The organism is Streptomyces sp. NPDC059452, from assembly GCF_042750035.1.
Taxonomy (GTDB): Bacteria; Actinomycetota; Actinomycetes; order Streptomycetales; family Streptomycetaceae; genus Streptomyces.
On record NZ_JBHYVE010000005.1, the window covers coordinates 146,244 to 168,520 of the forward strand.

22 protein-coding genes and 1 pseudogene are annotated in these 22,277 nt (G+C 72.4%); 11 read left to right on the forward strand and 12 right to left on the reverse strand.

The window, feature by feature from the left end; all coding sequences use genetic code 11:
* The first annotated feature begins 157 nt into the window (after positions 1–157).
* Together ACFW9Z_RS10070 and ACFW9Z_RS10075 are read left to right on the forward strand one after the other, a co-directional pair.
* On the forward strand, positions 158–1,150 hold the full coding sequence (locus ACFW9Z_RS10070) for a helix-turn-helix domain-containing protein (protein ID WP_384637212.1): 993 nt from the start codon (positions 158–160) through the stop codon (positions 1,148–1,150).
* Between the two features lie 70 nt (positions 1,151–1,220).
* Positions 1,221–1,703, forward strand: coding sequence for a DUF456 domain-containing protein (locus ACFW9Z_RS10075; RefSeq protein ID WP_384637214.1), 483 nt, complete (start codon positions 1,221–1,223; stop codon positions 1,701–1,703).
* Between the two features lie 6 nt (positions 1,704–1,709).
* On the opposite strand, the gene ACFW9Z_RS10080 is transcribed toward ACFW9Z_RS10075, so the two are convergent.
* On the reverse strand, positions 1,710–3,116 hold the full coding sequence (locus tag ACFW9Z_RS10080) for a DNA-3-methyladenine glycosylase 2 family protein (protein ID WP_384637541.1): 1,407 nt from the start codon (positions 3,114–3,116) through the stop codon (positions 1,710–1,712).
* Positions 3,117–3,253: 137 nt separating this feature from the next.
* Positions 3,254–4,447 carry a ribosome small subunit-dependent GTPase A gene (gene rsgA / locus ACFW9Z_RS10085; protein ID WP_384637217.1) on the reverse strand — a complete coding sequence of 398 codons (1,194 nt, stop codon included), beginning with the start codon at positions 4,445–4,447 and terminating at the stop codon, positions 3,254–3,256.
* A 339-nt stretch (positions 4,448–4,786) separates the two neighbouring features.
* Here rsgA and ACFW9Z_RS10090 point away from each other — a divergent pair, with 339 nt between their 5' ends.
* Positions 4,787–5,287, forward strand: a complete 501-nt coding sequence (locus ACFW9Z_RS10090) for a DUF5949 family protein (RefSeq protein ID WP_384637219.1) — start codon at positions 4,787–4,789, stop codon at positions 5,285–5,287.
* A gap of 223 nt (positions 5,288–5,510) precedes the next feature.
* Here ACFW9Z_RS10090 and ACFW9Z_RS10095 read toward each other — a convergent pair whose 3' ends face one another.
* From ACFW9Z_RS10095 to ACFW9Z_RS10120, 6 genes are all read right to left on the reverse strand, one after another.
* On the reverse strand, positions 5,511–5,918 hold the full coding sequence (locus ACFW9Z_RS10095) for a rodlin (protein ID WP_384637222.1): 408 nt from the start codon (positions 5,916–5,918) through the stop codon (positions 5,511–5,513).
* Between the two features lie 189 nt (positions 5,919–6,107).
* Complete coding sequence (locus ACFW9Z_RS10100) at positions 6,108–6,299, reverse strand: hypothetical protein (RefSeq protein WP_384637225.1); 192 nt, start codon at positions 6,297–6,299, stop codon at positions 6,108–6,110.
* Positions 6,300–6,487: 188 nt separating this feature from the next.
* Positions 6,488–6,898, reverse strand: coding sequence for a rodlin (locus ACFW9Z_RS10105; protein ID WP_384637228.1), 411 nt, complete (start codon positions 6,896–6,898; stop codon positions 6,488–6,490).
* 67 nt (positions 6,899–6,965) lie between these two features.
* Positions 6,966–7,256, reverse strand: coding sequence for a hypothetical protein (locus ACFW9Z_RS10110; protein ID WP_384637230.1), 291 nt, complete (start codon positions 7,254–7,256; stop codon positions 6,966–6,968).
* Positions 7,257–7,563: 307 nt separating this feature from the next.
* Positions 7,564–7,797 carry a chaplin gene (locus ACFW9Z_RS10115; protein ID WP_384637233.1) on the reverse strand — a complete coding sequence of 78 codons (234 nt, stop codon included), beginning with the start codon at positions 7,795–7,797 and terminating at the stop codon, positions 7,564–7,566.
* A 295-nt stretch (positions 7,798–8,092) separates the two neighbouring features.
* A complete protein-coding gene (locus tag ACFW9Z_RS10120; RefSeq protein WP_384637236.1) occupies positions 8,093–8,494 on the reverse strand; it encodes a rodlin in 402 nt (133 codons plus the stop codon).
* A 582-nt stretch (positions 8,495–9,076) separates the two neighbouring features.
* Between ACFW9Z_RS10120 and ACFW9Z_RS10125 the strand changes: the two genes are divergently transcribed.
* Positions 9,077–10,018 carry a chaplin gene (locus ACFW9Z_RS10125; protein WP_384637239.1) on the forward strand — a complete coding sequence of 314 codons (942 nt, stop codon included), beginning with the start codon at positions 9,077–9,079 and terminating at the stop codon, positions 10,016–10,018.
* A gap of 161 nt (positions 10,019–10,179) precedes the next feature.
* Positions 10,180–11,385 (forward strand): FAD-dependent monooxygenase, encoded by a 1,206-nt coding sequence (locus ACFW9Z_RS10130; protein ID WP_384637241.1) that lies wholly within the window; start codon positions 10,180–10,182, stop codon positions 11,383–11,385.
* Here the strand turns inward: ACFW9Z_RS10130 and ACFW9Z_RS10135 are convergent.
* Both ACFW9Z_RS10135 and ACFW9Z_RS10140 read right to left on the reverse strand, forming a co-directional pair.
* Positions 11,372–12,595 (reverse strand): acetyl-CoA C-acetyltransferase, encoded by a 1,224-nt coding sequence (locus tag ACFW9Z_RS10135; protein ID WP_384637244.1) that lies wholly within the window; start codon positions 12,593–12,595, stop codon positions 11,372–11,374. The two genes, ACFW9Z_RS10130 and ACFW9Z_RS10135, sit on opposite strands and share 14 nt — an antisense overlap.
* A 138-nt stretch (positions 12,596–12,733) precedes the next feature.
* A complete protein-coding gene (locus ACFW9Z_RS10140) occupies positions 12,734–13,639 on the reverse strand; it encodes a LysR family transcriptional regulator (protein WP_384637246.1) in 906 nt (301 codons plus the stop codon).
* Between the two features lie 134 nt (positions 13,640–13,773).
* Here ACFW9Z_RS10140 and ACFW9Z_RS10145 point away from each other — a divergent pair, with 134 nt between their 5' ends.
* On the forward strand, positions 13,774–15,321 hold the full coding sequence (locus ACFW9Z_RS10145) for a 3-hydroxyacyl-CoA dehydrogenase (protein WP_384637249.1): 1,548 nt from the start codon (positions 13,774–13,776) through the stop codon (positions 15,319–15,321).
* Positions 15,322–15,485: 164 nt separating this feature from the next.
* Positions 15,486–15,890 (forward strand): VOC family protein, encoded by a 405-nt coding sequence (locus tag ACFW9Z_RS10150; RefSeq protein ID WP_384637251.1) that lies wholly within the window; start codon positions 15,486–15,488, stop codon positions 15,888–15,890.
* Here ACFW9Z_RS10150 and ACFW9Z_RS10155 read toward each other — a convergent pair.
* Both ACFW9Z_RS10155 and ACFW9Z_RS10160 read right to left on the reverse strand, forming a co-directional pair.
* Positions 15,818–16,588 carry a helix-turn-helix domain-containing protein gene (locus tag ACFW9Z_RS10155; RefSeq protein ID WP_384637253.1) on the reverse strand — a complete coding sequence of 257 codons (771 nt, stop codon included), beginning with the start codon at positions 16,586–16,588 and terminating at the stop codon, positions 15,818–15,820. The genes ACFW9Z_RS10150 and ACFW9Z_RS10155 overlap by 73 nt on opposite strands.
* Before the next feature lie 22 nt (positions 16,589–16,610).
* Entirely contained in the window at positions 16,611–17,795 is a 1,185-nt protein-coding gene (locus ACFW9Z_RS10160; RefSeq protein ID WP_384637544.1) for a YihY/virulence factor BrkB family protein, read from the reverse strand.
* A gap of 74 nt (positions 17,796–17,869) precedes the next feature.
* Between ACFW9Z_RS10160 and ACFW9Z_RS10165 the strand changes: the two genes are divergently transcribed.
* The 4 genes and pseudogenes from ACFW9Z_RS10165 to ACFW9Z_RS10180 all read left to right on the forward strand — a co-directional run.
* On the forward strand, positions 17,870–19,507 hold the full coding sequence (locus ACFW9Z_RS10165; protein ID WP_384637256.1) for an acyl-CoA dehydrogenase family protein: 1,638 nt from the start codon (positions 17,870–17,872) through the stop codon (positions 19,505–19,507).
* Between the two features lie 351 nt (positions 19,508–19,858).
* Entirely contained in the window at positions 19,859–21,151 is a 1,293-nt protein-coding gene (locus ACFW9Z_RS10170) for a GAF domain-containing protein (protein WP_384637259.1), read from the forward strand.
* Positions 21,152–21,236: 85 nt separating this feature from the next.
* On the forward strand, positions 21,237–21,896 hold the full coding sequence (locus tag ACFW9Z_RS10175) for a GNAT family N-acetyltransferase (RefSeq protein ID WP_384637262.1): 660 nt from the start codon (positions 21,237–21,239) through the stop codon (positions 21,894–21,896).
* Between the two features lie 219 nt (positions 21,897–22,115).
* Positions 22,116–22,187: pseudogene (locus tag ACFW9Z_RS10180) on the forward strand (putative leader peptide); the annotation flags it as partial.
* Positions 22,188–22,277: the final 90 nt, after the last annotated feature.

Here is a 22,277-nt window from a genome sequence, read left to right on the forward strand (position 1 = left end):
GTTGTTGGTGCTGCGGTGGCGCCACAGTGGCAGAGGGGCCAGGGGTACGGGGGATGATGTGCGCGGCGGGTTTACGCCGTGGCCCTTTTCCGCCACGGCCGACCGGCCGGAACGGGCGCTGCGACGCGTGATCACGACACCCGGGGAGGGTCGGGGAATGCTGGGGGCCATAGGTCTCGACGAGAGGCAGGAAGCCGCGTACCGCACGCTGGTCGGGGCGGGGGCGGCGGAGCTCTCCCATCTCGCGCACCGGCTGTGCCTCGCGGAGGCGGAGACCGAGCGGGTGCTGCGGCGGCTGGAACAGCAGGGGCTCGCCGCCCAGTCCTCGTCCCGCCCGGGGCGCTGGGTGGCGGCGCCGCCCGGTGTGGCGCTGGGCGCGCTGCTGATCCAGCAGCGGCACGAGCTGGAGCAGGCGGAGCTGGCGTCCGCGCTGCTGGCCGAGGAGTACCGGGCGGAGGCGAGCGAGCCCGAGGTGCACGATCTGGTGGAGGTGGTGACGGGAGCGGCCGCGGTCACCCAGCGCTTCCACCAGTTGCAACTGGGCGCCGCCTCCGAGGTGTGCGCCCTGGTCACCGGGAAGCCGGTCGCGGTGACCGGGATGGAGAACGAGTCCGAGGAGCGGGCCGCCGCGCGCGGGGTCGCCTACCGGGTGGTCGTGGAGCGCGAGGTGCTGTCGCTGCCGTCGGGGATCCTGGAGCTGTCGGCCGCGCTGGGCCGGGACGAGCAGTGCCGGGTGGTGGACCGGGTCCCCACGAAGCTGGTGATCGCCGACGCGACCCTGGCGATGGTGCCGCTGACCGGGCGGGACGCGGAGCCCGCCGCCCTGGTCGTGCACGCGAGCGGGCTGCTGGAGTCGCTGATGGGCCTCTTCGAGGCGGTGTGGCGGGAGGCCATGCCGCTGCGGCTGGGCGAGGGCGGCAGCGCGGTCCGCGAGGAGTGCGTGGGGCCCGATGCGACGGACCTGGAGATCCTGTCGCTGCTGCTGGCCGGACTGACGGACGCGAGTGTGGCCAAACAGCTGGAGCTGGGGCTGCGGACCGTGCAGCGCCGGGTCAAGGGGCTGATGGAGCTGACCGGGGTCTCCACCCGGCTCCAGCTCGGCTGGCATGCGTACGAGCGCGGCTGGGTGGCCCGTACCGGACCCTCCTGAGAGGCCATCGGCGCAGGTCGCCGGGGTCTGCTGACGGGCGGAGCCGGGCACTCTCCGGCACGCTGGTCGGATGAGTGTGTGGCAGCTCGTCGCCGTGGGCCTGGTCATGCTGCTGGGGCTGGTCGGGGTGCTGGTGCCGGGTGTGCCGGGGCAGGCGATCGTCTGGGCGGCGGTGCTGTGGTGGGCGCTGACGGACATGACCCCGGCGGCCTGGGGTGTCCTGATCGGCGCAACCGCGCTGATGCTGCTGAACCAGGCCCTCAAGCCGGTGCTGCCGCCGCGCCGCCCGGCCGAGTCGGGTGCGCCCCGCCGGACGGTGATGATCGGCGGGGTCGCGGGGATCGTGGGGTTCTTCGTGGTGCCCGTGGTGGGCGGGATCGCCGGTTTCGTGGGGGCGATCTACGGGGCGGAGCGGCTGCGGCTGGGCAGTCGCGGGGCGGGCTGGACGTCGGTGCGCTCGGTGATGCGGGCGACGGGGTACGCGGTGCTGGTGGAGCTGTTCGCCTGTCTGCTGGTGGCGGGCGCGTGGCTGGGCGCGCTGCTCTGGGGGTGAGGGCGCTCAGCCCGGGGCGACGGTCCTCGCCCGGGGCCCGGCGGCGGTCTCCAGGTTCGGTACGGCGTACGAGAGATGCTGTACGGCGTACGAGCGCCATGGCCGCCACCGCTCGGCGCCGGGTGTCCCGTACGGGTCCACGTCCGGGTCCCCGAGCGCCCGCATCCGGATCAGCGCGGCGGTCCGCCGGTCCACCCCGGGCAGCGCCGCGAGCGTGCGCTCCGCCTCCTCCCGGTCGGCCCCCGCGTCCAGCCGCAGCTCCCCGTCGGCGAGCGCGGCGGTCAGGGCCCGCAGGGCGGGTTCGGTGACGGCACCGGCCAGGACGCCCGGCTCGGGGAACACATGAGTGAGCGCGCCGCACGGCACGTCCAGCACCTTCCCGTACCGCTCGACCAGCTCCCGCGCCCGCTCCCGCCCCACCAGCGCCCGTACGGCCTCCTCCTCCGGGTCCGCCGCCCCCGGCGAGCGCAGCCCGGGGCGGGCGGCGACCAGCGGGGCGAGCCGGGGGTCGGCTGCCAGGGCCTCGTCGACGGCGTACGGGTCCGCGTCCAGGTCGAACAGGCGCCGCAGCCGCTGTACGGCGGTGGTCAGGTCGCGCAGATCGGTGAGGTGGATCCGGGCCTCCAGCCACGGTCCGGGGGACGCCTCGTCGACGGCGGCGATCCCGGTCCCGTACGGCAGCCGCAGCGTACGCCGGTAGGTGCGGCGCCCCGGCTCCCCGGCCAGCTCCTCGACCCGGGCCACGGCCCGCTCGCCCAGCAGGTCGAACAGGGCGCCGGTGGCGTACGGGCCCCGATGGGCGAGCCGCAGCGGGATCCCGGCCCGCAGCCCTTCGCCCCGGCCCCCGCCGAGCCCGGTCCCGGCCTCCGCGCGCAGGGCGCTGGGGGTGCGGGCGTAGATCCGGCGGATGGTGTCGTTGAACTGGCGCACGCTGGCGAACCCGGCGGCGAAGGCGATCTCGGTGACCGGCAGGCCGGTGGTCTGGAGGAGCACCCGGGCGGTGTGGGAGCGCTGGGCGCGGGCGAGCGCGACGGGCCCCGCGCCCAGCTCGGCGTTGAGCTGGCGCTGGACCTGCCGGGCGCTGTACCCGAGCCGCCCGGCCAGCCCGGGGACTCCCTCGCGGTCCACCACGCCGTCGCCGATGAGCCGCATGGCCCGGCCGACGACATCGGCGCGGACGTTCCACTCGGCCGAGCCCGGCACGGCGTCCGGGCGGCACCGCCGACAGGCCCGGAAACCGTCTGCCTGCGCGGCCGCCGCCGTCGGGTAGAAGCGCACATTAACGCGTCTGGGGGTGACGGCGGGGCAGCTCGGCCGGCAGTAGATGCCGGTGGTCACGACGGCGAAGAAGAACGCGCCGTCGAACCGCGCGTCACGGCTGCTCACCGCCTCGTACCTGCTCCGGTCGTCCATCACACCGTCCAGTGTGCGACAGCCGCCGCTGCCGCACTCGCGGTTTTCGGACGTCGAACCGTACGGCGTCGAACCGCACGACGTCAGGGCCGTACGGCGTCAGGGCCGTACGGCGGTGAACCGTACGGCCCCGGCGGCTACCGCACCCGGCCGCCGCGCTTGGCCTGCCCGGCCGCGCGCCCCTCGGCGCCCTTGCGCTTCCAGTCCTTCAGGATCTCCGAGCGCACCCGGGCGTCGGTCTTGGCGACGATCCGCTGGTTCTCGCGCAGCAGCTTGCGGTAGCTCTCCAGCCGCCGGTCGGGCAGCGAACCGTCCTCCAGCGCACCGAGCACGGCACACCCCGGCTCGCTCCGGTGGGCGCAGTCGTGGAACCGGCAGCGGGCTGCCAGCTCCTCGATCTCCGAGAACAGCTCGCCGACCCCGGTCCCGGCGTCGAAGAGGCCCACGCCGCGCAGCCCGGGGGTGTCGATGAGGACGCCCCCCTGCGGCAGGACGAGGAGGTTGCGGGTCGTGGTGGTGTGGCGGCCCTTGCCGTCGACCTCGCGGGCCTCCTGCACCTCCATCGCGTCCCTGCCGAGGAGGGTGTTGGCAAGGGTGGACTTCCCGGCGCCGGAGATGCCGAGCAGCACGCTCGTACCGCTGGAGACGACGGCCCCGAACACGTCGAGCCCCTCCCCCGTGGTGGAGCTGACGGGCAGCACCTGGACCCCGGGGGCGATGGCTTCGACGTCCTGGACGAGGTGGGAGAGGGTGACCGCGTCGGGGACCAGGTCGGCCTTGGTGAGGAGGACGAGCGGCTCGGGCCGGTGCCCCCCGGTGCCGTGGCCGTCGCCCAGCAGCGCGGCGCCGCTGGAGCTGGACAGGGCGAGCGCGAGGAAGCGTTCGATCCGCCCGAGGTCGAGCTCGACGGCGAGCGAGACACAGATGGCGATGTGGTCGATGTTGGTGGCGAGCACCTGCCCCTCGGACCGCTGCGAGGAGGTCGAGCGGACGAAGGCGGTACGGCGCGGCAGCAGCGTACGGACGAACAGCGGGTCGCCGTCCGCGTCGAGCGCCACCCAGTCGCCGGTGCAGACGATCCGCATCGGGTCGCGCGGCACCACGAAAGCGGTGTCGGCCCGGACCGGGCCGTCGGGGGTGATCACGTCGCACTGACCGCGGTCCACCCGCACCACACGCCCCGGTACGAGGCCCTGCGCGGCGTAGGGGGAGAAGGCTGCCGCCCACTCCTCGTCCCAGCCGTACGGAGTCAGCGGGTGCGAGAAGGACGGAACCGGAAGAGAGGGAAAAGAGGGAAGAGAGGAGGAAGCCGGAAGAAACGAGAAAGACAAGGGAAACCCTTCACAGGGTGGCCCCGGCACCGCGCGCTCGGCGCGGGAGGTACGTGACGTACGTGAAGTGGGTCAGCCGGTGGCCACGGGGGTGAGAACGATGCTCTTCTGGTTGTGGGCAGTGCCCATCACAACGACAGTCATCAATGTCCTCACCTCCTGGTTCCTGATCCCTGATTTCTCGGGTTCTTACGCGGCCGAGCTTAGCCCCGCCGCTCCCGGCGGCGTCAACAGGTTTTCCGGCGACCGTGCCGGAGTTACCCCGTGATCTCACCGATCTCCCACGATCGGGTGATACGCATGCATAGCGACCGGTCCGTGGCCGTTAGGGTGCCGGTCATGACCACACCTCAGACCTCCGCCGTCACCTTCACACCGGCCCAGTTGGGCACCCAGATCCTGATCGGCTGGAGCGGCCGGCAGACCGGCGCCGACGAGGACACCGCCTACCTCCTCTCCTACTCGCTGGGGGACGGGCAGGACGGCCCGGTGGTCGGCCGGGAAGCGCTGCGCAACGCGCTGGAGCGGGCGGGCCTCCAGGTCGGCGGCCCGATCCAGGACGCGGCCGAGGCCCCGGGCATCCAGGTGAAGCTGCTCGTCCAGGCGGGCCAGGCCGTCCTGACGATGCCTCACCTCAAGGCCCAGTACCCGGCCCCCGACGAGTGGGTCGCCGCCGCTCTGGCACAGGGCCAGGTGTACGGCATGTTCGCCACCGCCCCGTGGCCGGAGGCCGTTCCTGGGCAGCCGGTCAGCGAGGACCAGTTGCGGGCCTTCGCGGCGAACGAAGAGGTCGTCCGCACCGCCGCCCACTGTCTGCTCCCGGTCCGCTCCCTCGGCTGACCCCGGCCCCCGAATCCGCACACGCGATCCGCGCACGGCGATGCCCACCACCCCCCGTGGAGTGGTGGGCATCGCCGTGTCGCGGTGGCGTGACGGGCGCGGTGCGGCGCGGTGCGGTGCGGTGCCTTGCCGTGCCGTGCCGTGCCGTGCCGTGACAACGAGGGCGGGCGGCCCGGAGGTGACCTCCGGACCGCCCGCGCTCGGAACGTCAGGCTGTGGTGCGTCAGTTGTTGCCGACGCCGTTGCCCGAGAGGACCGGGATGTCGTCCAGGATGTGCGACAGCGGCTCGTCGCCCTTGGCCTGGGTCGAGTTGTCCGTGCACTGCTGGTTCTGCGGGTTGGACAGGACGTTGATGTCCTGAACCGTGACCGGCACGAGGCCGACGAGCGAACCGACGTTGACCTTGGCGGGCAGGCCGACGCAGAGCTTGTTCAGGGTGCCCTGGACGAGCTGGTTCTGCGGGCTCCAGTCGCCCTTGGTCTCGGCGTTGCCGATCTCCGACTCGGCACCGTTGCCGTTGACGGTGGTGGTGCCACCGTCGTTGCCGATCGCCATGGCCGTGGGAGCCGCGACTGCGGACAGACCGAGCAGGGACACCGCCACTGCAGCGCCGGCCATCATCTTCTTCATCAAGCTTCACCTTTCGGAGCGTCCCGTTGTGGAACGTACTGATCAACTGCCGGTGGCCCTGATCGGTTGCGCAGTACCACTCAAATGGGTTTGTTCTGGCGCAAGGTAGACGCCACTCCCCCATTTCGCCATTCCGTCATTCCGCCGCTTCCCCGTTCATTCCGCCGGGCCTCCGTTGCCGGGAAGGGCTCACTCCGAAGAACGTGCCGCCGGGACGAATCCGCCGCTGTGGCGGGGCGCGGGCTCCTGGGGCGGTGCGGACAGCGGGTGGTCGTGCCCGGCCGCCTGCCACTCGGCGACGAGCCGGTCGTAGATCGGTGTGCCGCCCGGCGCGGGCCACGGCTCTCTGCTCTGCGAGGTCTGACTGTCGTACGGATCCATGCAGAGGCCCTACCCGGCCCGGACCGGACCGTCAGCCGGGGCTACGGCATCCGGCCCAACCGGGTACCACGGCCGGAGGCGCCTGCACACGGCGAAGGGCCGGCCCGTCCGGTCCGGCGAAGAACGGTCGCCGGGCGGATGGACCGGCCCCACGCGGGTCACGCGGTGCGGACCGGAGCTGTCCGGTCTCAGTTGTTGCCGACGCCGTTGCCCGAGAGGATCGGGATGTCGTTCAGCAGGTGCGACAGGGCCTCGTCACCCTTGGCCTGGGTGGAGTTCTCGGTGCACTGCTGGTTCTGCGGGGAGGACAGGACGTTGATGTCCTGGACAGAGATCGGCACAAGGCCCACGAGCGAACCGAGGTTCGCCTTCGCCGGCAGGGCGATGCAGGGCTTGTTCAGCGAACCCTGGATGAGCGCGAACTGCGGGCTCCAGTCGCCGTAGGTGGCGGAGTTGCCGTACGACTGCGAAGCACCGTTGCCGTTGACCGTCGTGGTGCCGCCGTCGTTGGCGATCGCCATGGCGGACGGGGCGGCCGCGGCGGAGACGCCGACGACCGAGACGGCAACCGCTGCCGAGGCCATGATCTTCTTGAACATGGAAGAGCCCTTCTGGGAAGTGATGCGGATCGGGTGAAGGAACCAGGGGAACCGTCGTACGCGGCGCTCAGCCGCCGAGCGGAACTCCGCCGAGCAGCGGGGCGGCGCCCGCGGCCGCACCGGTCGCCTGGCCCGCCAGCTTGCCGACCGCGCCGTCCTTGGAGACCGTCTCGGCGGTCTCGGCGACCGTGCCCACCAGCGGGTCGACAACCTGCGGGGCACTGGCCATCACCTGGTTGAGGCCACTGTCGAGGCTGAAGCTGGGAGCCGTGGGGGTAGTAACGGCGAAGGCGGGGGCGGCCGTTCCGAGGGCAGCCACGGAACCGACAACGAGCGCGGCGGTCTTCGCGTACTTCACTTTTCTGGTCCCTTCTGCGCGGCGTCTGCTTCGGCACGTTTCCGTACCGCACACAGGCTTTCTTTACCTGTGACTTCTGCCGCTTTCCTCAGGGATAACGATCAGGCCGCACGGGGGAAACTGCGCCCGTGCGACTTTCTCCCGGCCGGGGAAGCCGGGGAAGCCGGGGAAGCCAGAGAAATCCGGAGAGGGCCGGAGCGGGCCGGAGCGGAGGAGAAAACTCGCACGAGAACGCAGAAGCCCCGGGCGGCCGATGCCGTCCGGGGCCCGACCGGTCCGGACCCGAGGGCCCGGTCCGGTCGATTTGTCAGGCGTTGACGCAGGTGTTGCCGAAGGCCGGGTTCAGCAGGCCGATCACGTTGACGGTGTTGCCGCAGATGTTGACCGGAATGTGGACCGGAACCTGCACGATGTTGCCGGACAGCACGCCCGGGGAGCCCGCGGCAATGGCCTCGGCACCCGAGTCGGCCATGGCCGGCGCGGCGACGCCCATCGCCATGAGCGTTCCGGCGGCGACTGCGGCAACCTTGGTGTACTTCACTTTTCTTGTCCCTTTCCTCGGCGGAGTCCGGTGCGGTCACGACTGTCGTGCCCGCCCGAGCCAGGTCCTGATCGCTCGTGACTCCGGCGCTGTCCTACGTAACGATGAACGTCCGGGTTCGAAACTGTTCCACGGGCGGATTCCCGGATATCCGCCCTAATGCCGCAATGCCCGTCGGGCCGGGCGGCAAGGAATGCGGGCGGAGAATCCGTGACCGCGTTCCGGGAAGGCGACGGGCCCGGGCCGCTCGGTGGAGGAACGCCGATGGCCCGGGCCCGAGTAGGGCGGCTGCGGGTCAGCGGTTGCCGGTGCCGTTGCCCGAGAGGATCGGGATGTCGTTGAGGATGTGCGACAGGGCCTCGTCGCCCTTGGCCTGGGTGGAGTTCTCGGTGCACTGCTGGTTCTGCGGGGAGGACAGGACGTTGATGTCCTGGACCGTGATCGGCACGAGACCCACGAGCGAACCGAGGTTCGCCTTCGCCGGCAGAGCGATGCAGGGCTTGTTCAGCGAACCCTGGATGAGCGCGAACTGCGGGCTCCAGTCGCCGTGGGTCTCGGAGTTGCCGTACGACTGCGAAGCGCCGTTGCCGTTGACCGTCGTGGTGCCGCCGTCGTTGGCGATCGCCATGGCCTGCGTCGAGCCGAGCCCGAGGATGGAGGCGGCGACAGCGCCCGTGGCCAGAACCTTCTTGATCACGATTAACCCTTCTCGTACCGGTCGCCCCGTAGCGGGGCGACCTGATCAACTCGGCGCCGGGTGTTTGGTTCCGTGAATTCACCCGAATGCCGGGCACGGGGGCGCACGACGCGGGAGTGAGACGGGCCCGCGCCCGCACACTCCTACACCTTCTCTGTTCGCACGACCATCTGTTCGTGAAGGAATTGCGGACGCGGCGTCCGGCGTGTTCGCCCGAACGGGTCGTCGCACACAGAACTCCCTCTCGCCGCGCACCCACGACCGCACCGCTCCCGCGAAGGTCAACGCCGTTACCCGAAGGGAAAGTTGGGGCTGAATCGTTTCCCTTCAACGGCGACCAGGTCAGGGCGCGGTTCACTTAATCCATCCGTTCGGGTGATTACACAACTTCCACGCTTCTCCGAGTTTCCCGCACCGCCTTCGATCGTTATGGCAATCGTCCAGCGCGCATGTGTAACGACTTTCACCATGGCTTCCCGCGGGATGACACGGGGGTCCGCCACAGCAGCGGCACCGCCCGGCGGCTCCGCGCGCGAAGCACCCACGCGATGTCCTCGCGAATGTCCTAAGGAAGGGCAAGTAATGCGACAGGCCTTGAATAAGAGCATGATCGTCATGGCGGCCACGTCGGGCCTCCTGGCCGTGGCGGGCGGTTCCGCGCACGCCGACGCCTCGGCCGAGGGCGCTGCCGTCGGCTCGCCGGGGGTCGGCTCGGGCAACGCCGTGCAGGTGCCGGTCCATGTCCCGGTCAACGCCTGCGGCAACACCGTGAACGTGATCGCCCTGCTCAACCCCGCGTTCGGCAACGCGTGCGCGAACGTGAGCTCCAGCGGCCAGGACGACGGTTACGGATACGGCGACGGCGGGGGCGGCACGGGCGGTTCCAGCGCCGAGGGCGCGGCGGTCGGCTCCCCCGGGGTGCTTTCCGGCAACCTTGTCCAGGCCCCGGTCCACGTCCCGGTGAACGTGTGCGGCAACACCGTCAATGTCGTCGGTGCGCTCAACCCGGTCTTCGGCAACCAGTGCGAGAACGTGAGCGGCCCGAAGGACAACTACCCGCCCACCGAGCCGCCGGTGGAGGAGCCTCCGGTCGAGGAGCCGCCCGTTGAGGAACCCCCGGTCGAAGAGCCCCCGGTGGAGGAGCCCCCGACCGAAGAGCCCCCGGTCGAGGAGCCGCCCACGGAGGAGCCGCCTACCGAGGAGCCGCCGGTCGACGAGCCTCCGACCGAGGAGCCGCCCGTGGACGAGCCGCCTACCGAGGAGCCCCCCGTCGACGAGCCGCCCACCGAGCAGCCCCCGGTCGACGAGCCCCCGACCAGCCAGCCGCCCACCGAGCAGCCGCCCACCGACGTGCCCCCGAACACCCCCGGCACCCACACCCCCGGCAGCGACGCTCCGGGCTCCGACACCCCGGGCCTGGCCGACACCGGAGCGGCCGGGCTGGGTCTGGCGGCCGGCGCGAGCGCCGCGCTGCTGCTGGGCGGGGCGGTGCTGATGCGCCGTACCCGTGACGCGCGGGACTGATCACCCACCCGCCGCGGAACGAGGTCCGGCCGGACAGCGGGGACTGTCCGGCCGGACCTTTCGCACGCCCGGAACCGGGCGGCACCCGGCGGGAGCCGGGCCCCAGGCGTCATGGTTCTTACGGGACTTCGGGGAACGGAACTCCGGAAAGGGGTCGGAACATGGGAGCGGCGTTACGTATCGGAGTGATCGGCGGCAGCATCGCCGGGTGCGCGGCCGCCGTCGCGGGGCGCCGCGTGGGCGCGGACGTCACCGTGTACGAGCGGAGCGGCGCCGAGCTCCAGGACCGGGGCTTCGGCATCGTGATCCCGCCGCCGCTCCACCGGGAGCTGGTCGGCTCCGGGTATCTGGACGCGGGGATGGAGACGGCTCCGGTGGCGACCCGGGTCTGGCTGACCCGGGAGCCGGGCGGGCGCTCGACGCGGGAGCTGGCCCGTCAGCCCTCCCCCGTGACGCCGTGCAACTGGGGCCTGTTGTGGCGGTCGTTGCGCGCGAGCGCCGGTTCCGTACGGTATCTGCGGGGCGAGCCCGTCACCTCGGTCGGCACGGCGGCGGACGGGCGGGCGGTGATCACCACCGAGCGGAGCGAGGAGCGTTACGACGTCGTCGTGGGGGCCGACGGACACGCCTCGCGCACCCGGCAGTCGCTCGCTCCGGGGCTGCGTCCGGAGCCGGCCGGCTACCTGGTCTGGCGCGGGGCGATTCCGCTGAGCGCGCTGGAGGGGCACTCCCGGGAGCTGGAACTGCTGCGCGGTGCGTGGGTGACGCTGGGCTTCCCGGGCGGGCACGGCATCTTCTATCTGATCCCGGGCGGTTCACGGGATACGGCCGGGCGGACCGGAAAGGGCGGGCGGCTGCTCGCGTACGCCATTTACGGCAGGCCGCCCGCAGACCCGGACGCCGATCCGGGGCCGTACGTACGCGAGTTGGCCGAGGAGCACTTCCCGGCGGCGTGGGCGGAGATCGTCGCGCACGGCACGCACCGGACGACAGCCTGCCATCCGGTCGCCGACGTCCAGGTCCCCCGGGCCGCCCGGGCGCCGCTGCTGCTGGCCGGGGACGCGGCCGGGGTGACCAGGCCCCACACGGCGAGCGGTGCCGTCAAGGCGTTGCAGGACGCGCTCTGTCTGGAGCGGGTGCTGCGCGAGGGACCGGTGGTCGCCGAGGCGCTGGAGCGGTACGCGGACGAACGTACGGCAGCGGGCGCCCACTTGGTGGAGCTGGGCCGGCGGCTGGGGCGGGCCCAGGTGGAGGAGACCCCCGACTGGGCGGCCATGGGGCAGGACGAGGTGGATGCCTGGTTCCGTGGCGTGCTGGCCGGGACACGGCACTATCTGTACGCGCAGGACACTCCTAGCGTGCGGTGACGCGTTCGAAGACGGCGGCGAGCGCCTGGCCGCCGCCGATGCACATCGTCTCCAGGCCGAACCGGCCCTCCCGGCGGGCCAGTTCGCGGGTGAGCGTGGCGAGGATGCGGGCGCCGGTGGCGCCGACCGGGTGGCCGAGCGAGATGCCCGATCCGTTGACGTTGATCCGCTGTTCGTGGTCCTTCTCCCCGAGGCCCAACTCCCGCGTACAGGCGAGGACCTGGGCGGCGAACGCCTCGTTCAGCTCGATCAGGTCGAGGTCGGCGAGGGTGAGTCCGGCACGGTCCAGGGCGGTCCGCGTGGCGGCGACCGGGGCGATGCCCATCGTGGCGGCGGGGACGCCCGCGCGGGCGCAGGAGACCAGGCGGGCGAGCGGGGTGAGACCGAGGCGTTCGGCGGTTTCGGCGCTGGTGACGAGGCAGGCGGCGGCCGCGTCGTTCTGCCCGCTGGCGTTGCCCGCCGTGACGGTGGCCTCCGGGTCGGATTTCGCCATCACCGGGCGGAGGGCGGCCAGTTGCTCGGCCGTGGTGTCGGGGCGGGGGTGTTCGTCTGCGGTGACGACGTGCTCGCCCTTGCGGGTGCGTACGGTGACGGGGACGGTCTCCGCCGCGTACCGCCCCTCGGCGGTGGCGGTGGCCGCCCGCTGCTGCGAGCGCAGGGCCAGGGCGTCCTGGTCGGCGCGGCTGATCCCGTACTCCCGGCGCAGGTTCTCCGCCGTCTCGATCATGCCGCCGGGGACCGGGTGGTGGATGCCTCCGGCGGTGACCCGGCCCCGGGCGAGGGAGTCGTGGAGCTGGAGGCCGGGGCCCTTGATGCCCCAGCGGCCGTCGTGGGTGTAGTAGGGCGCGGCGCTCATGACGTCGACCCCGCCCGCGATCACGACCTCGCTGAAGCCGGTCCTGATCTGCATCGCCGCGTCCAGGACCGCCTGGAGTCCGGAGCCGCAGCGGCGGTCGATCTGGGTACCGGTGACGGTGGCGGGGAGCCCCGCGTCGAGGGCGGCGACCCGGCCGATCGCGGGGGCCTCGCTGGTCGGGTAGGCGTGGCCGAGGATCACCTCGTCGACCCGGTCCGGGTCGATCCCCGTACGCGCGACGACCTCGGCGATGACGTGCGCGGCGAGCGAGGCCGGTGTCTGCTGGGCGAACGCTCCGCCGAAGCGGCCGATGGGGGTGCGCAGCGGTTCGCAGATGACGACTTCGAGCGGCACGGCGGGCCTTTCCTGAGGGCGTTACGCGTGGGTGTGGGCGGGCGCATGCGGTGGAGTGTGATGTGTGCAGTGACCTTCGCATTCCGTCACTGAGTCGGTCCAATATCGAATGCGCACCGGACTGAGAGGCTGTGCGTCTCAATCCGGGGTGCGTACGGGGGTCGGCAGCGCCTCCTCCGCCACGGCGAGCACCGCGCGCAGGGCGGCGGAGGGGTTGTCGGCGCGCCAGGCCAGGGCCGCCCGGAGGCGGATGGGAGGTCCGGCCAGGGGGCGGTAGACCAGGCCGTTCTGCTGGATGTGCTGCACGGAGGTGACCGTGAGGGTGCTGCCGACCCCGGCGGCGACCAGGGCGAGGATCGTGTACGAGTCGGGGGCCTCCTGGACGACGCGCGGGGTGAACCCGGCGCTCTCGCAGGCCTCGGTCATGGCGTCGCGGACGGTGGAGCCGGAGTTGGCGGGGAAGGAGACGAACGGTTCGTCGGTGAGTGCGTCGAGCGGTACGGTCGCGCGCCGGGCCAGCGGGTGGTCGGAGGACAGGGCGCAGACCAGCTCCTCCTCGTCGATCACCCGGTGGGCGACGCCGGGGCGGGTGACCGGCAGCCGGACGAAGCCGAGGTCGAGCGAGCCGTCCGCGACCCGGGACAGGGCGGTGTTGGCGTACGTCTGGCCGGTCATGACGAGTTCGAGCCCGGGGTGGGCGGCGCGCACGGCCCGGGTCAGCCGGGGCAGCGTCTCGTGGGTGGAGGCCCCGGCGAAGCCGATGGTGACCCGGCCGTACTCGCCCTTCCCCGCCGATCTGGCGGCCCGGACAGCGGTGTCCAGGTCGTCCAGGACGGCCCGTACGGGTTCGAGGAAGGACTCCCCCGCGCTGGTGAGCCGGACCGAGCGGGTGTTGCGCCGGAAGAGCTGGACGCCGAGCTCCCGCTCCAGCTGCCGGATCCGCTGACTCAGCGGTGGCTGGGCCATCTGGAGCCGTTTGGCGGCCCGGCCGAAGTGCAGCTCCTCGGCCACGGCGAGGAACGCGTTGAGGTGGCGCAGTTCCATGAGGACACCCCCGCGTGTCATTGATACTCCCGGCGTCTTGATCCGACCTTAATTCGGTATTGGACAGTCATCAATGGACCCTGACACCGTGGAGCGGATTTGCCGTGCTGATCATGCCGAAGGGGCCCACCGCCATGCGTATCAGGATCGTCGGAGCCGGGGCCATGGGCCGGGGTATCGCCCAGTGGGCGGCGAGCGCGGGACACACCGTGGAGCTGACGGACGTCCGGGCCGAGGCGGTGGCGGACGCGGTGGAGTTCGTCGTCTCGATGCTGGACCGGGCGGTGGCCAAGGGCCGGATGTCGGCCGCCGACCGGGACGCGTCCGTGGCGCGGCTGGTGCCGCTCGGCGACCCGTGGGCCGCCGGGCCGGACGTGGAGCTGGTCATCGAGGCCGTACGGGAGGACCTGGAGACCAAGGCCGAGGTGTTCGGGAAGCTGGAGCGGGCGCTGCCGTCCTCCGCCGTCTTCGCGACCAACACCTCTTCCCTCTCGGTGACCCGGATCGCGGCGACCCTCCAGGACCCCTCACGCCTGGCCGGGCTGCACTTCTTCAACCCGGTGCCGCTGATGCGGATCGTGGAGGTGGTGCCCGGGGCGGCGACCCGTCCGGAGATCCCGGCCGCGCTGACCGAGCTGGTGGAGGGGTGCGGGCACCGGGCGGTGACCGTGGCCGACACCCCCGGCTTCCTGGTCAACCACGCGGGGCGCGGCCTGGTGACGGAGGCGCTCGCACTGGTGGAGGAGTCGGTGGCGGGGCCCGCGGACATCGACCGGATCGCGCGGGACGTGCTGGGGCTGCGGATGGGCCCGTTCGAGCTGATGGACCTGACGGGGCTGGATGTCACCGCCGCGGTGAACGACTCGATCTGGCAGGGCTTCCGGTACGAGGACCGGCTGCGCCCCTCCTACCTCACCCCCAACCGGGTGGTGGCGGGGCTGCACGGCCGCAAAACCGGGCAGGGCTGGTACGCGTACGGCGAGGGCTCCGGCGGACCCGCTCCGGAACCGGCGGTGAACGGGGACGGGGAACGGCCGGTGTTCCTCGCCGCGAACTGGTCCATGGGCACGACGTCGTACGTGGAGGCCCTGACCGGCTCTCTCGAAGCGGCCGGGGTCCGGATCGAGCAGGGCGAGGAGCCTTCGGACCGGGCGCTGGTGCTGGTGCCGGTCTGGGGGACGACGGTGTCCGGTGCGATCGCGGGCGGGCTGCCGCCGGAGCGGACGCTGGGCGTGGAGGTGCTGCCCGCCGCCGGGCGGCGGCGGGTCCTCGCGGTGACGGCCGCCACCGACCCGGGGGCGGCCCGGGACGCGCGGGCGGTGCTGGCACGGGCGGCGGCGGGCGATGAACCGCACGCCGTGACGGTGGTGCGGGACACGGCGGGCTCGGTGGCACAGCGGCTGCTGTCGTCGATCGTCGCGGTGGGTGCCTCGATCGCCGAGCGGTCGCTCGCCACCCCGGCCGATATCGACCGGGCGGTGACGACCGGGCTCGGCTACCCGGCCGGACCGCTGGCCTGGGGCGAACGGATCGGGGCCGAGCGGCTGATGGAGCTCCAGCACGCGCTGCACGCGACGACGGGCGACCCGCGCCACCGGCCGACGCGCTGGGTGGTCGAACGGGCGGAGCTGGGGCTGGCGCTGACGGATGCGGGGACTTCGGTGGGCGACTGCTGGGGGTGATCGCCGGGGGTGACTCCCCCCGGGGGGAGAGCCTCCAGTGGTTGCTGCTGGGGGGGGGAGACCCCGCTCCACGGTGTCGACGCTGGGGCTCGCACGTCGGCGCAGGCGACCGCACGTCCGATTCGTACAAGACCGTGGGGACGCCCCGCGCCTACCGTCGTGCCATGACTCCACGACTCGACGCGATCAGCATCATCACGGCGGACCTGGCCGCCTCGCTCGCCTTCTACCGCAGGCTCGGCCTCGACATCCCCGACGGGGCGGAGTCCGCCCCGCATGTGGAGGTGGTCCTGCCGGGCGGGCAGCGGCTGCTGTGGGACACGGAGGACGTCATCCGCTCGTTCGACCCGGGCTGGGAGCGCCCGGCGGGCGGGGAGCGGCTGGGGCTGGCGTTCGTCTGTGACAGCCCGGAGGAGGTGGACGCCCGGTACGCGGAGCTGACCGGGGCCGGTTACGCCGGGCATCTGAAGCCGTGGGACGCGGTGTGGGGGCAGCGCTATGCGGTGGTGCTGGATCCGGACGGGTGCGGCGTCTCGCTGTTCGCCCCCGCCTCACCCTCCGCGAAGTAGGCACCGAGGGTCGTTCCGGCCAGGTCGCGCATCTCGCGGGACAGGTGCGCCTGGTCGGTGCAGCCCGCCGCGCAGGCCGCTTCGGCGTACGGGAGGCCGGTGCGGATGAGGTCCAGGGCGCGCTGGAGGCGGAGGATCCGGGCCAGGGTCTTGGGGCCGTAACCGAAGGCGGCCAGGGAGCGGCGGTGGAGCTGGCGGGCGCCGAGTCCGACCTCCGCCGCCGTCGCGGCGACGGTCCTGCCCCGGCGCAGCCGCTCGGCGACGGTGACCGTGAGCGGGTCCGGGGGCCCGGTGTCGGCGATCCGGTCCAGGGCGAACCGCTCCAGGGCCCCGGCGGGGTCCGGGGCCCGGTCGATCCGCTCGCCGAGCCTGCGTACGGCTGCCGGGGGCCAGAGGTCGGCGAGGTCGACCCGGTGGTCGCGCAGCTCGTGCGCCGGTACGCCGAGGAGTACGGGTGCGGTGCCGGGGGCGAACCGGATCGCGGCGCAGGAGTCCCGGTTCCGCGGTTCCACCTCGAAGGCGTGGGTGTCAGGCCCTGCGACGACGAGACGGCCGCCGGTCGAGATCAGGTCCATGCAGCCGTCGGGCAGGACGGAGCGGGGATCGTGCGGCGGACGGTCGGAGGCGTCCCAGGTCCAGAGGACGGCACCGGGCAGCCGGGAGGGCCGTTCCTGGTAGTGCGGACGTTCCCGGGGCATGTCTCCACGCTAGCGCGAAGACCTACGCGGATGGCGGCCCGGAGTCCTCGCGGGGCTGGCTGCTCCCCTTGCTCTCCTTCGACCCCTTGGACTCCTTCGGTTCCCTGGGCTCCTTCGGTTCCCTGGGCTCCTTGGGCTCCTTCTCCCAGGTCGACTGGAGCCGGGACTTGACGTCGTCCGGCGGCAGGAAGCGGGACCAGCGCTCCGGGAACTCCGAGGGCATGTAGGCGGAGCCGTCGTCCTCGTCGTCGTCCTCCACCGCCTCGTAGGCGGCCGGGCGGGTGCGGGCGACGAACTCGGCGGCCTGCGCGGCCCGGACGCGTTCGGTGGCCTCGCGGGCGGCGGCGGTGGCGAGCGAGGGCCAGACCCGGTCGATGGCCGCGTTGACCGCGGCACCGACCAACACCGCGAAAGCGGAGATACCTATCCAGAGCAGGACGGCGATCGGGGCCGCCAAGGAGCCGTAGATCGTGGGGCCTTCGACCGTGTTGGTGAGGTAGATCCGCAGCAGGAAGCTGCCGAGCACCCACATCCCGAGCGCCACGAGCGCCCCGGGGACGTCCTCGATCCACGGCGAACGCACGGGGACGGATACGTGGTAGAGCGTCGTGAGGAACGCGATCGTCAGCACGATGACCAGGGGCCAGTAGAGGACGGCGATGACCTCGGTGCCCCAGGGCACGAACTCGACCACCCGGTCGGGGCCGACGACGAGCAGCGGCAGCACCACCGCACCCAGCAGCAGGGCGACCACGTACAGCAGGAAGGCGAGCAGCCGGGTCTTGACAATGCCGCGGTGGCCGTCGAGGCCGTACATGACGGTGATCGTGTCAATGAAGACGTTCACCGCACGGGAGCCGGACCACAGGGCGATGGCGAAGCCGATGGAGATGACATCGGGGCGGGCGCCGGTGGTGACGTCGGCCAGCAGCGGTTTGGCGAAGTCGTTGACCCCGCGTTCGGAGAGCACGGTCTGCGAGGCGGAGAGGATGTTCCGCTCGATGGAGGCGACCGTCTCCGTGGTCGTCCACTCGTCGACGTAACCGAGCAGCCCGATGAGTCCGAGCAGCAGCGGGGGCAGGGAGAGCAGGGTGAAGAACGCCGCCTCGGCCGCCAGTCCGAGGATCCGGTACTCGATGCACGAGTTGACGGTGTCCTTGAGCAACTGCCACGCCATGCGCCGCTTGGAGACGTTGCGGTAGAGCACTCTGGCCCGGTGGAGCCGGCCCGGTGGCCGCTCGGGTGTTTCATTTGCTGCCTGCACCTCCTTACCGTATCGGCATGGCAGCCACCACCCACACAGTGACCAATCAGGTTCCGCCGCTGGTCGGCTATGACGTCTTCGCCGCCGACCGGGCCCTGTCCGAGGCCGTCGAGCGGCACATCCGGCCGGACGTCCTGCCCGAAGCGCGGGACGAACTCAGCACGCTCGGACGGTCGGCGGGTTCGGCCCAGGCCCAGGAGTGGGGTACGCAGGCGAACGAGCATCCGCCCGTTCTGCGCACCCATGACCGGTATGGGAACCGGATCGACGAAGTGGAGTTCCATCCGTCCTGGCACCGGCTCCTGGGGCACGCGGTCGCCGCCGGGCTGACCGACGCCTGGGGGCGGCCGGCCGGTCATGTCCGGCGTGCGGCCGGGTTCCTGGTCTGGACGCAGGCCGAGGCGGGGCACGGCTGCCCGCTCTCGATGACGCACGCGGCGGTGCCCGCGCTGCGGACCGACCCGGCGCTGGCCGCCGAGTGGGAGCCGAAGCTGACCTCGTACGTCTACGAGGAGGGGCTGCGGCCCGCCCCGGAGAAGGCCGGGGTGCTCTTCGGGATGGGCATGACGGAGAAGCAGGGCGGCACCGACGTACGGTCCAACACGACCCGGGCGGAGCCCATCGCCGGGGAGGGCGAGTATCTGCTCACCGGGCACAAGTGGTTCTGTTCGGCGCCGATGTCGGACGGGTTCCTGGTGCTGGCCCAGGCGCCGGGCGGGCTGACCTGCTTCCTGGTACCGCGCGTCCTCCCCGACGGCACGCGCAACGTGTTCGCGATCCAGCGGCTGAAGGACAAGCTGGGCAACAAGTCGAACGCCTCCAGCGAGGTCGAGTTCGACGGGACCTGGGCCCGCCGGGTCGGCGAGGAGGGGCGCGGGGTGCGCACCATCATCGAGATGGTGGCGGCCACCCGGCTGGACTGCGTGGTCGGTTCGGCGGCGCTGATGCGGCAGGCGGTGGCGCAGGCGATCCACCACGCCACCTACCGCAGCGCGTTCGGCGGGCTGCTGATCGACAAGCCGCTGATGCGCAACGTACTGGCCGATCTGGCGCTGGAGTCGGAGGCGGCCACCGTCCTGGCGATGCGGCTGGCCTCGGCGTACGACACGGACACCGAGGAGGAGCGGGCGTTCCTGCGGATCGCGGTGCCCGCCGCGAAGTACTGGGTCACCAAGCGGTGCACCCCGGTCGTCGGCGAGGCGCTGGAGTGCCTGGGCGGCAACGGGTACGTGGAGGAGTCGGGGATGCCCCGGCTGCTGCGTGAGGCGCCGCTCAACTCGATCTGGGAGGGCTCGGGGAACGTACAGGCGCTGGATGTTCTGCGGGCGCTCCAGCGGGAGCCGCGGGCGCTGGACGCGTTCCTGCGGGAGGTCGGGAAGGCGCGGGGGGCCGATCACCGGCTGGACGCGGCCATCAAGGACCTGCTGACCGAGCTGGCGGATCTGGAGGGGATCGAGGCGCGGGCGCGGCGGCTGGTGGAGCGGATGGCGCTGGTGCTCCAGGGGTCGCTGCTGGTGCGGTGGGCGCCGCCGGAGGTCTCCGACGCGTTCTGCGCCTCGCGGCTGGGCGGGGACTGGGGCACGGCGTTCGGGACGCTGCCGCACAGTCTGGATCTGGCCTCGGTGGTGGCGCGGGCCCGGCCGGTGGCCGATTAGGCGGTGAGCGACGGAGGGTGGTGCTGCGCCGACACGGCACCACCCTCCATGCTTGAACCGTGCCGGGCGCCGGGCACGGGCCCGGCGTACGGCACGTTGCCACTCTCGTACGGTCCGGTGGGGTGCCGCCAGAGTTGCAAAGGGTTGCAACCATTGTGTGGACTGCTCGGTGGGTGCGTCCGGGCGGCGGCAGGATGGGGCGTGCGGGCGCGGAGTGTTCCGGGGGCGGGGAAGTTTCGGGAAGTTCCGGGGGACGAAGTTCCAGGGGACAGAGACGTTCCGGGGAACAGGGTCGTTCCTGGTTACGGGGAAGTTCCGGGTTACGGGGAACAGGGGAACAAGGGGGGGACCATGAGTCGGACAGGTTCTGCCGAGGTGGTGCGGGTGATCGGCCAGGAGGCGGACCGCGCGACCCGGCTGCTCCACCGGGCCAGGGAGGCCCGGCTGGCGGGTGAGCGGGCCTCCGTCGCCCCGCGGGCCGAGATCGACGCCTCCTGGAACCGGGTCGTGCGCAGCGGCATCGACCCCGACCAGTCGCCGGAGAGCGAGCTGCTGCGGGCCGAGGAGATCGAGCACCGGCGGCACAGCACGGCGCTCGGCGAGGTGATGCCGGTACTGCGGGCGGGGCTCGCGTCGATCGCCGACGCCGCGCAGCAGATCATGGTGGTCACCGACGCGGAGGGCCGGGTGCTGTGGCGTCAGGGCCACTCCGGGGTGCTGCACCGGGCGCACGACATCTGCCTGGAGGAGGGGGCCGCCTGGGCGGAGGCGGCGACGGGGACGAACGCGATCGGTACGGCGCTGGCCGCCCGTACACCGATCCAGGTCCACTCGGCCGAGCACTTCATCCGGGCCCTGCACAACTGGACCTGCGCGGCAGCCCCGGTCCGCGACCCGCGTGACGGGCGGCTGGTGGGGATCGTCGACATCAGCGGTCCGGCCGCCACGTTCCATCCGGCGACCCTGGCCCTGGTGGACTCGGTGGCGCGGCTCGCGGAGGCCGAGATCCGCACCCGTCACCTGGTGGCGATCGAACGGCTGCGCGCGGTGGCGGCGCCGATCCTGTGCCGGCTGGGGGGCCGGGCGCTGGCGGTGGACACCCATGGGTGGCTGGCGGCGGTGACGGGGATGCCGCCGGTGGACCGGCTGCCGCTGCCGAAGTCGCTGCGGCCGGGCCGGGTGTGGCTGCCCTCGCTCGGGATGTGCCGGGTGGAGCAGTTGCCGGGCGGCTGGCTGGTGCAGGTGTCGGACGGTGCGGCGGAGGGGGCGCCGCACCGGGTGGTGCTCGATCTGAGCCGGCCCCGGGCGCTCGCCGTGCATCTGGTGGGCCCGCTGGGCACCTCGACGCAGCGACTCTCGCCGCGCCACGCGGAGCTGCTGTACGCGCTGGCGGTGCGGCGGGAGGGGCGTACGGCCTCCGAGCTGGCGCAGGACATCTTCGGGGACCCGACCAGGACGGTGACGGTACGGGCGGAGATCTCCCGGCTCCGGCGCCATCTGGCGGAGGTGCTGGCCCACCGCCCGTACCGCTTCGGGGACGGGGTGGCGGTGGAGGTGGTCCACCCGGAGCACCCGGCCGATCTGCTGCCGCACTCGAAGGCGCCGGTGGTGACGGGGGCGCGGCGGGGGGCGACACCGCCCTGACAGGCGCCGATGGCGGGCCCGGGTGACCGGCCGCTGGGTGGGCCCGGTGTTCGCGGGCGGGCGGCGGCATGGTTTTCTGGCCGCCATGAGCAACCCCGCGCAGCCCTCCGCACCGGCCACCGAGGCGACCTCCGAGGCTCCCGAGGCGACGGCCGAGACGACCGCCGCGACCACCGCGACCGCCGAGGTGACCGTCTGGTCGCTGGAGCAGACCTCGCCCGACGATCTGCGGCCCGTCGCCGCGCCGGAGGGCGATCTGCGGATCGTCCGGTCCGAGGTGCCGCTGCCGGAGTTCAGCCGCTTCCTCTACTCCGCCGTGGGCGGCGACATCCACTGGACCGACCGGCTCGGGATGACGTACGCCGAGTGGCAGGAGCTCCTGGAGCGGCCCGGGGCGGAGACCTGGGTGGCGTACGTGAACGGGACGCCGGCCGGGTACGTCCAGCTGGACGCGCAGGACGACGGCGTGGTCGAGATCATGTACTTCGGGCTGATCGCGGCCTTCCGGGGGCGGCGGATCGGCGGCCACCTCCTCTCGTACGGGGTGGCGCGCGCCTGGGACCTTGCGGAGCGCTGGCCGGAGCGGCCGCGGACGAAGCGGGTGTGGCTGCACACGTGCTCCAAGGACGGCCCGCACGCGATGGACAACTACCTGCGGCGCGGCTTCCGGCTCTTCGACACGAAGACCGAGGTGGAGCCGGATGTGGAGACCCCGGGGCCGTGGCCAGGTGCGTACGGTTCCTGACCTGCTCCTGATCTCTCCTGCCTCCTCCTGATCCCCCTCCCGACCTTCCCTTCGGGGCCTTCAGCGGCCCCACCCTGGGGCAATTTGTCCCCATTGCCGCCGACGCAGCCTGTGACCGGCGCCACAGTGTCTCACTGTACGAGACCTTGTCGTCCACATCGTGGATAGTGGTGGACTGCCCCGAGATCCGCGTGACACGCTTCCGTCATGTCTGGAACTGGGATTGCCTTGGTGAGTCGACGCCACGTCGACCTCTGCCGCATGTCCAGCGCCATCTGTCCGGCGGGCTGAGAGTCCCAGCACCCCCGCCCGCCCCTCTCACCTCTGAACCGCCCCTGCGCACCGCCGCGCCTCAGCGCGAGTGTGCCGTTCAGAGCCGCC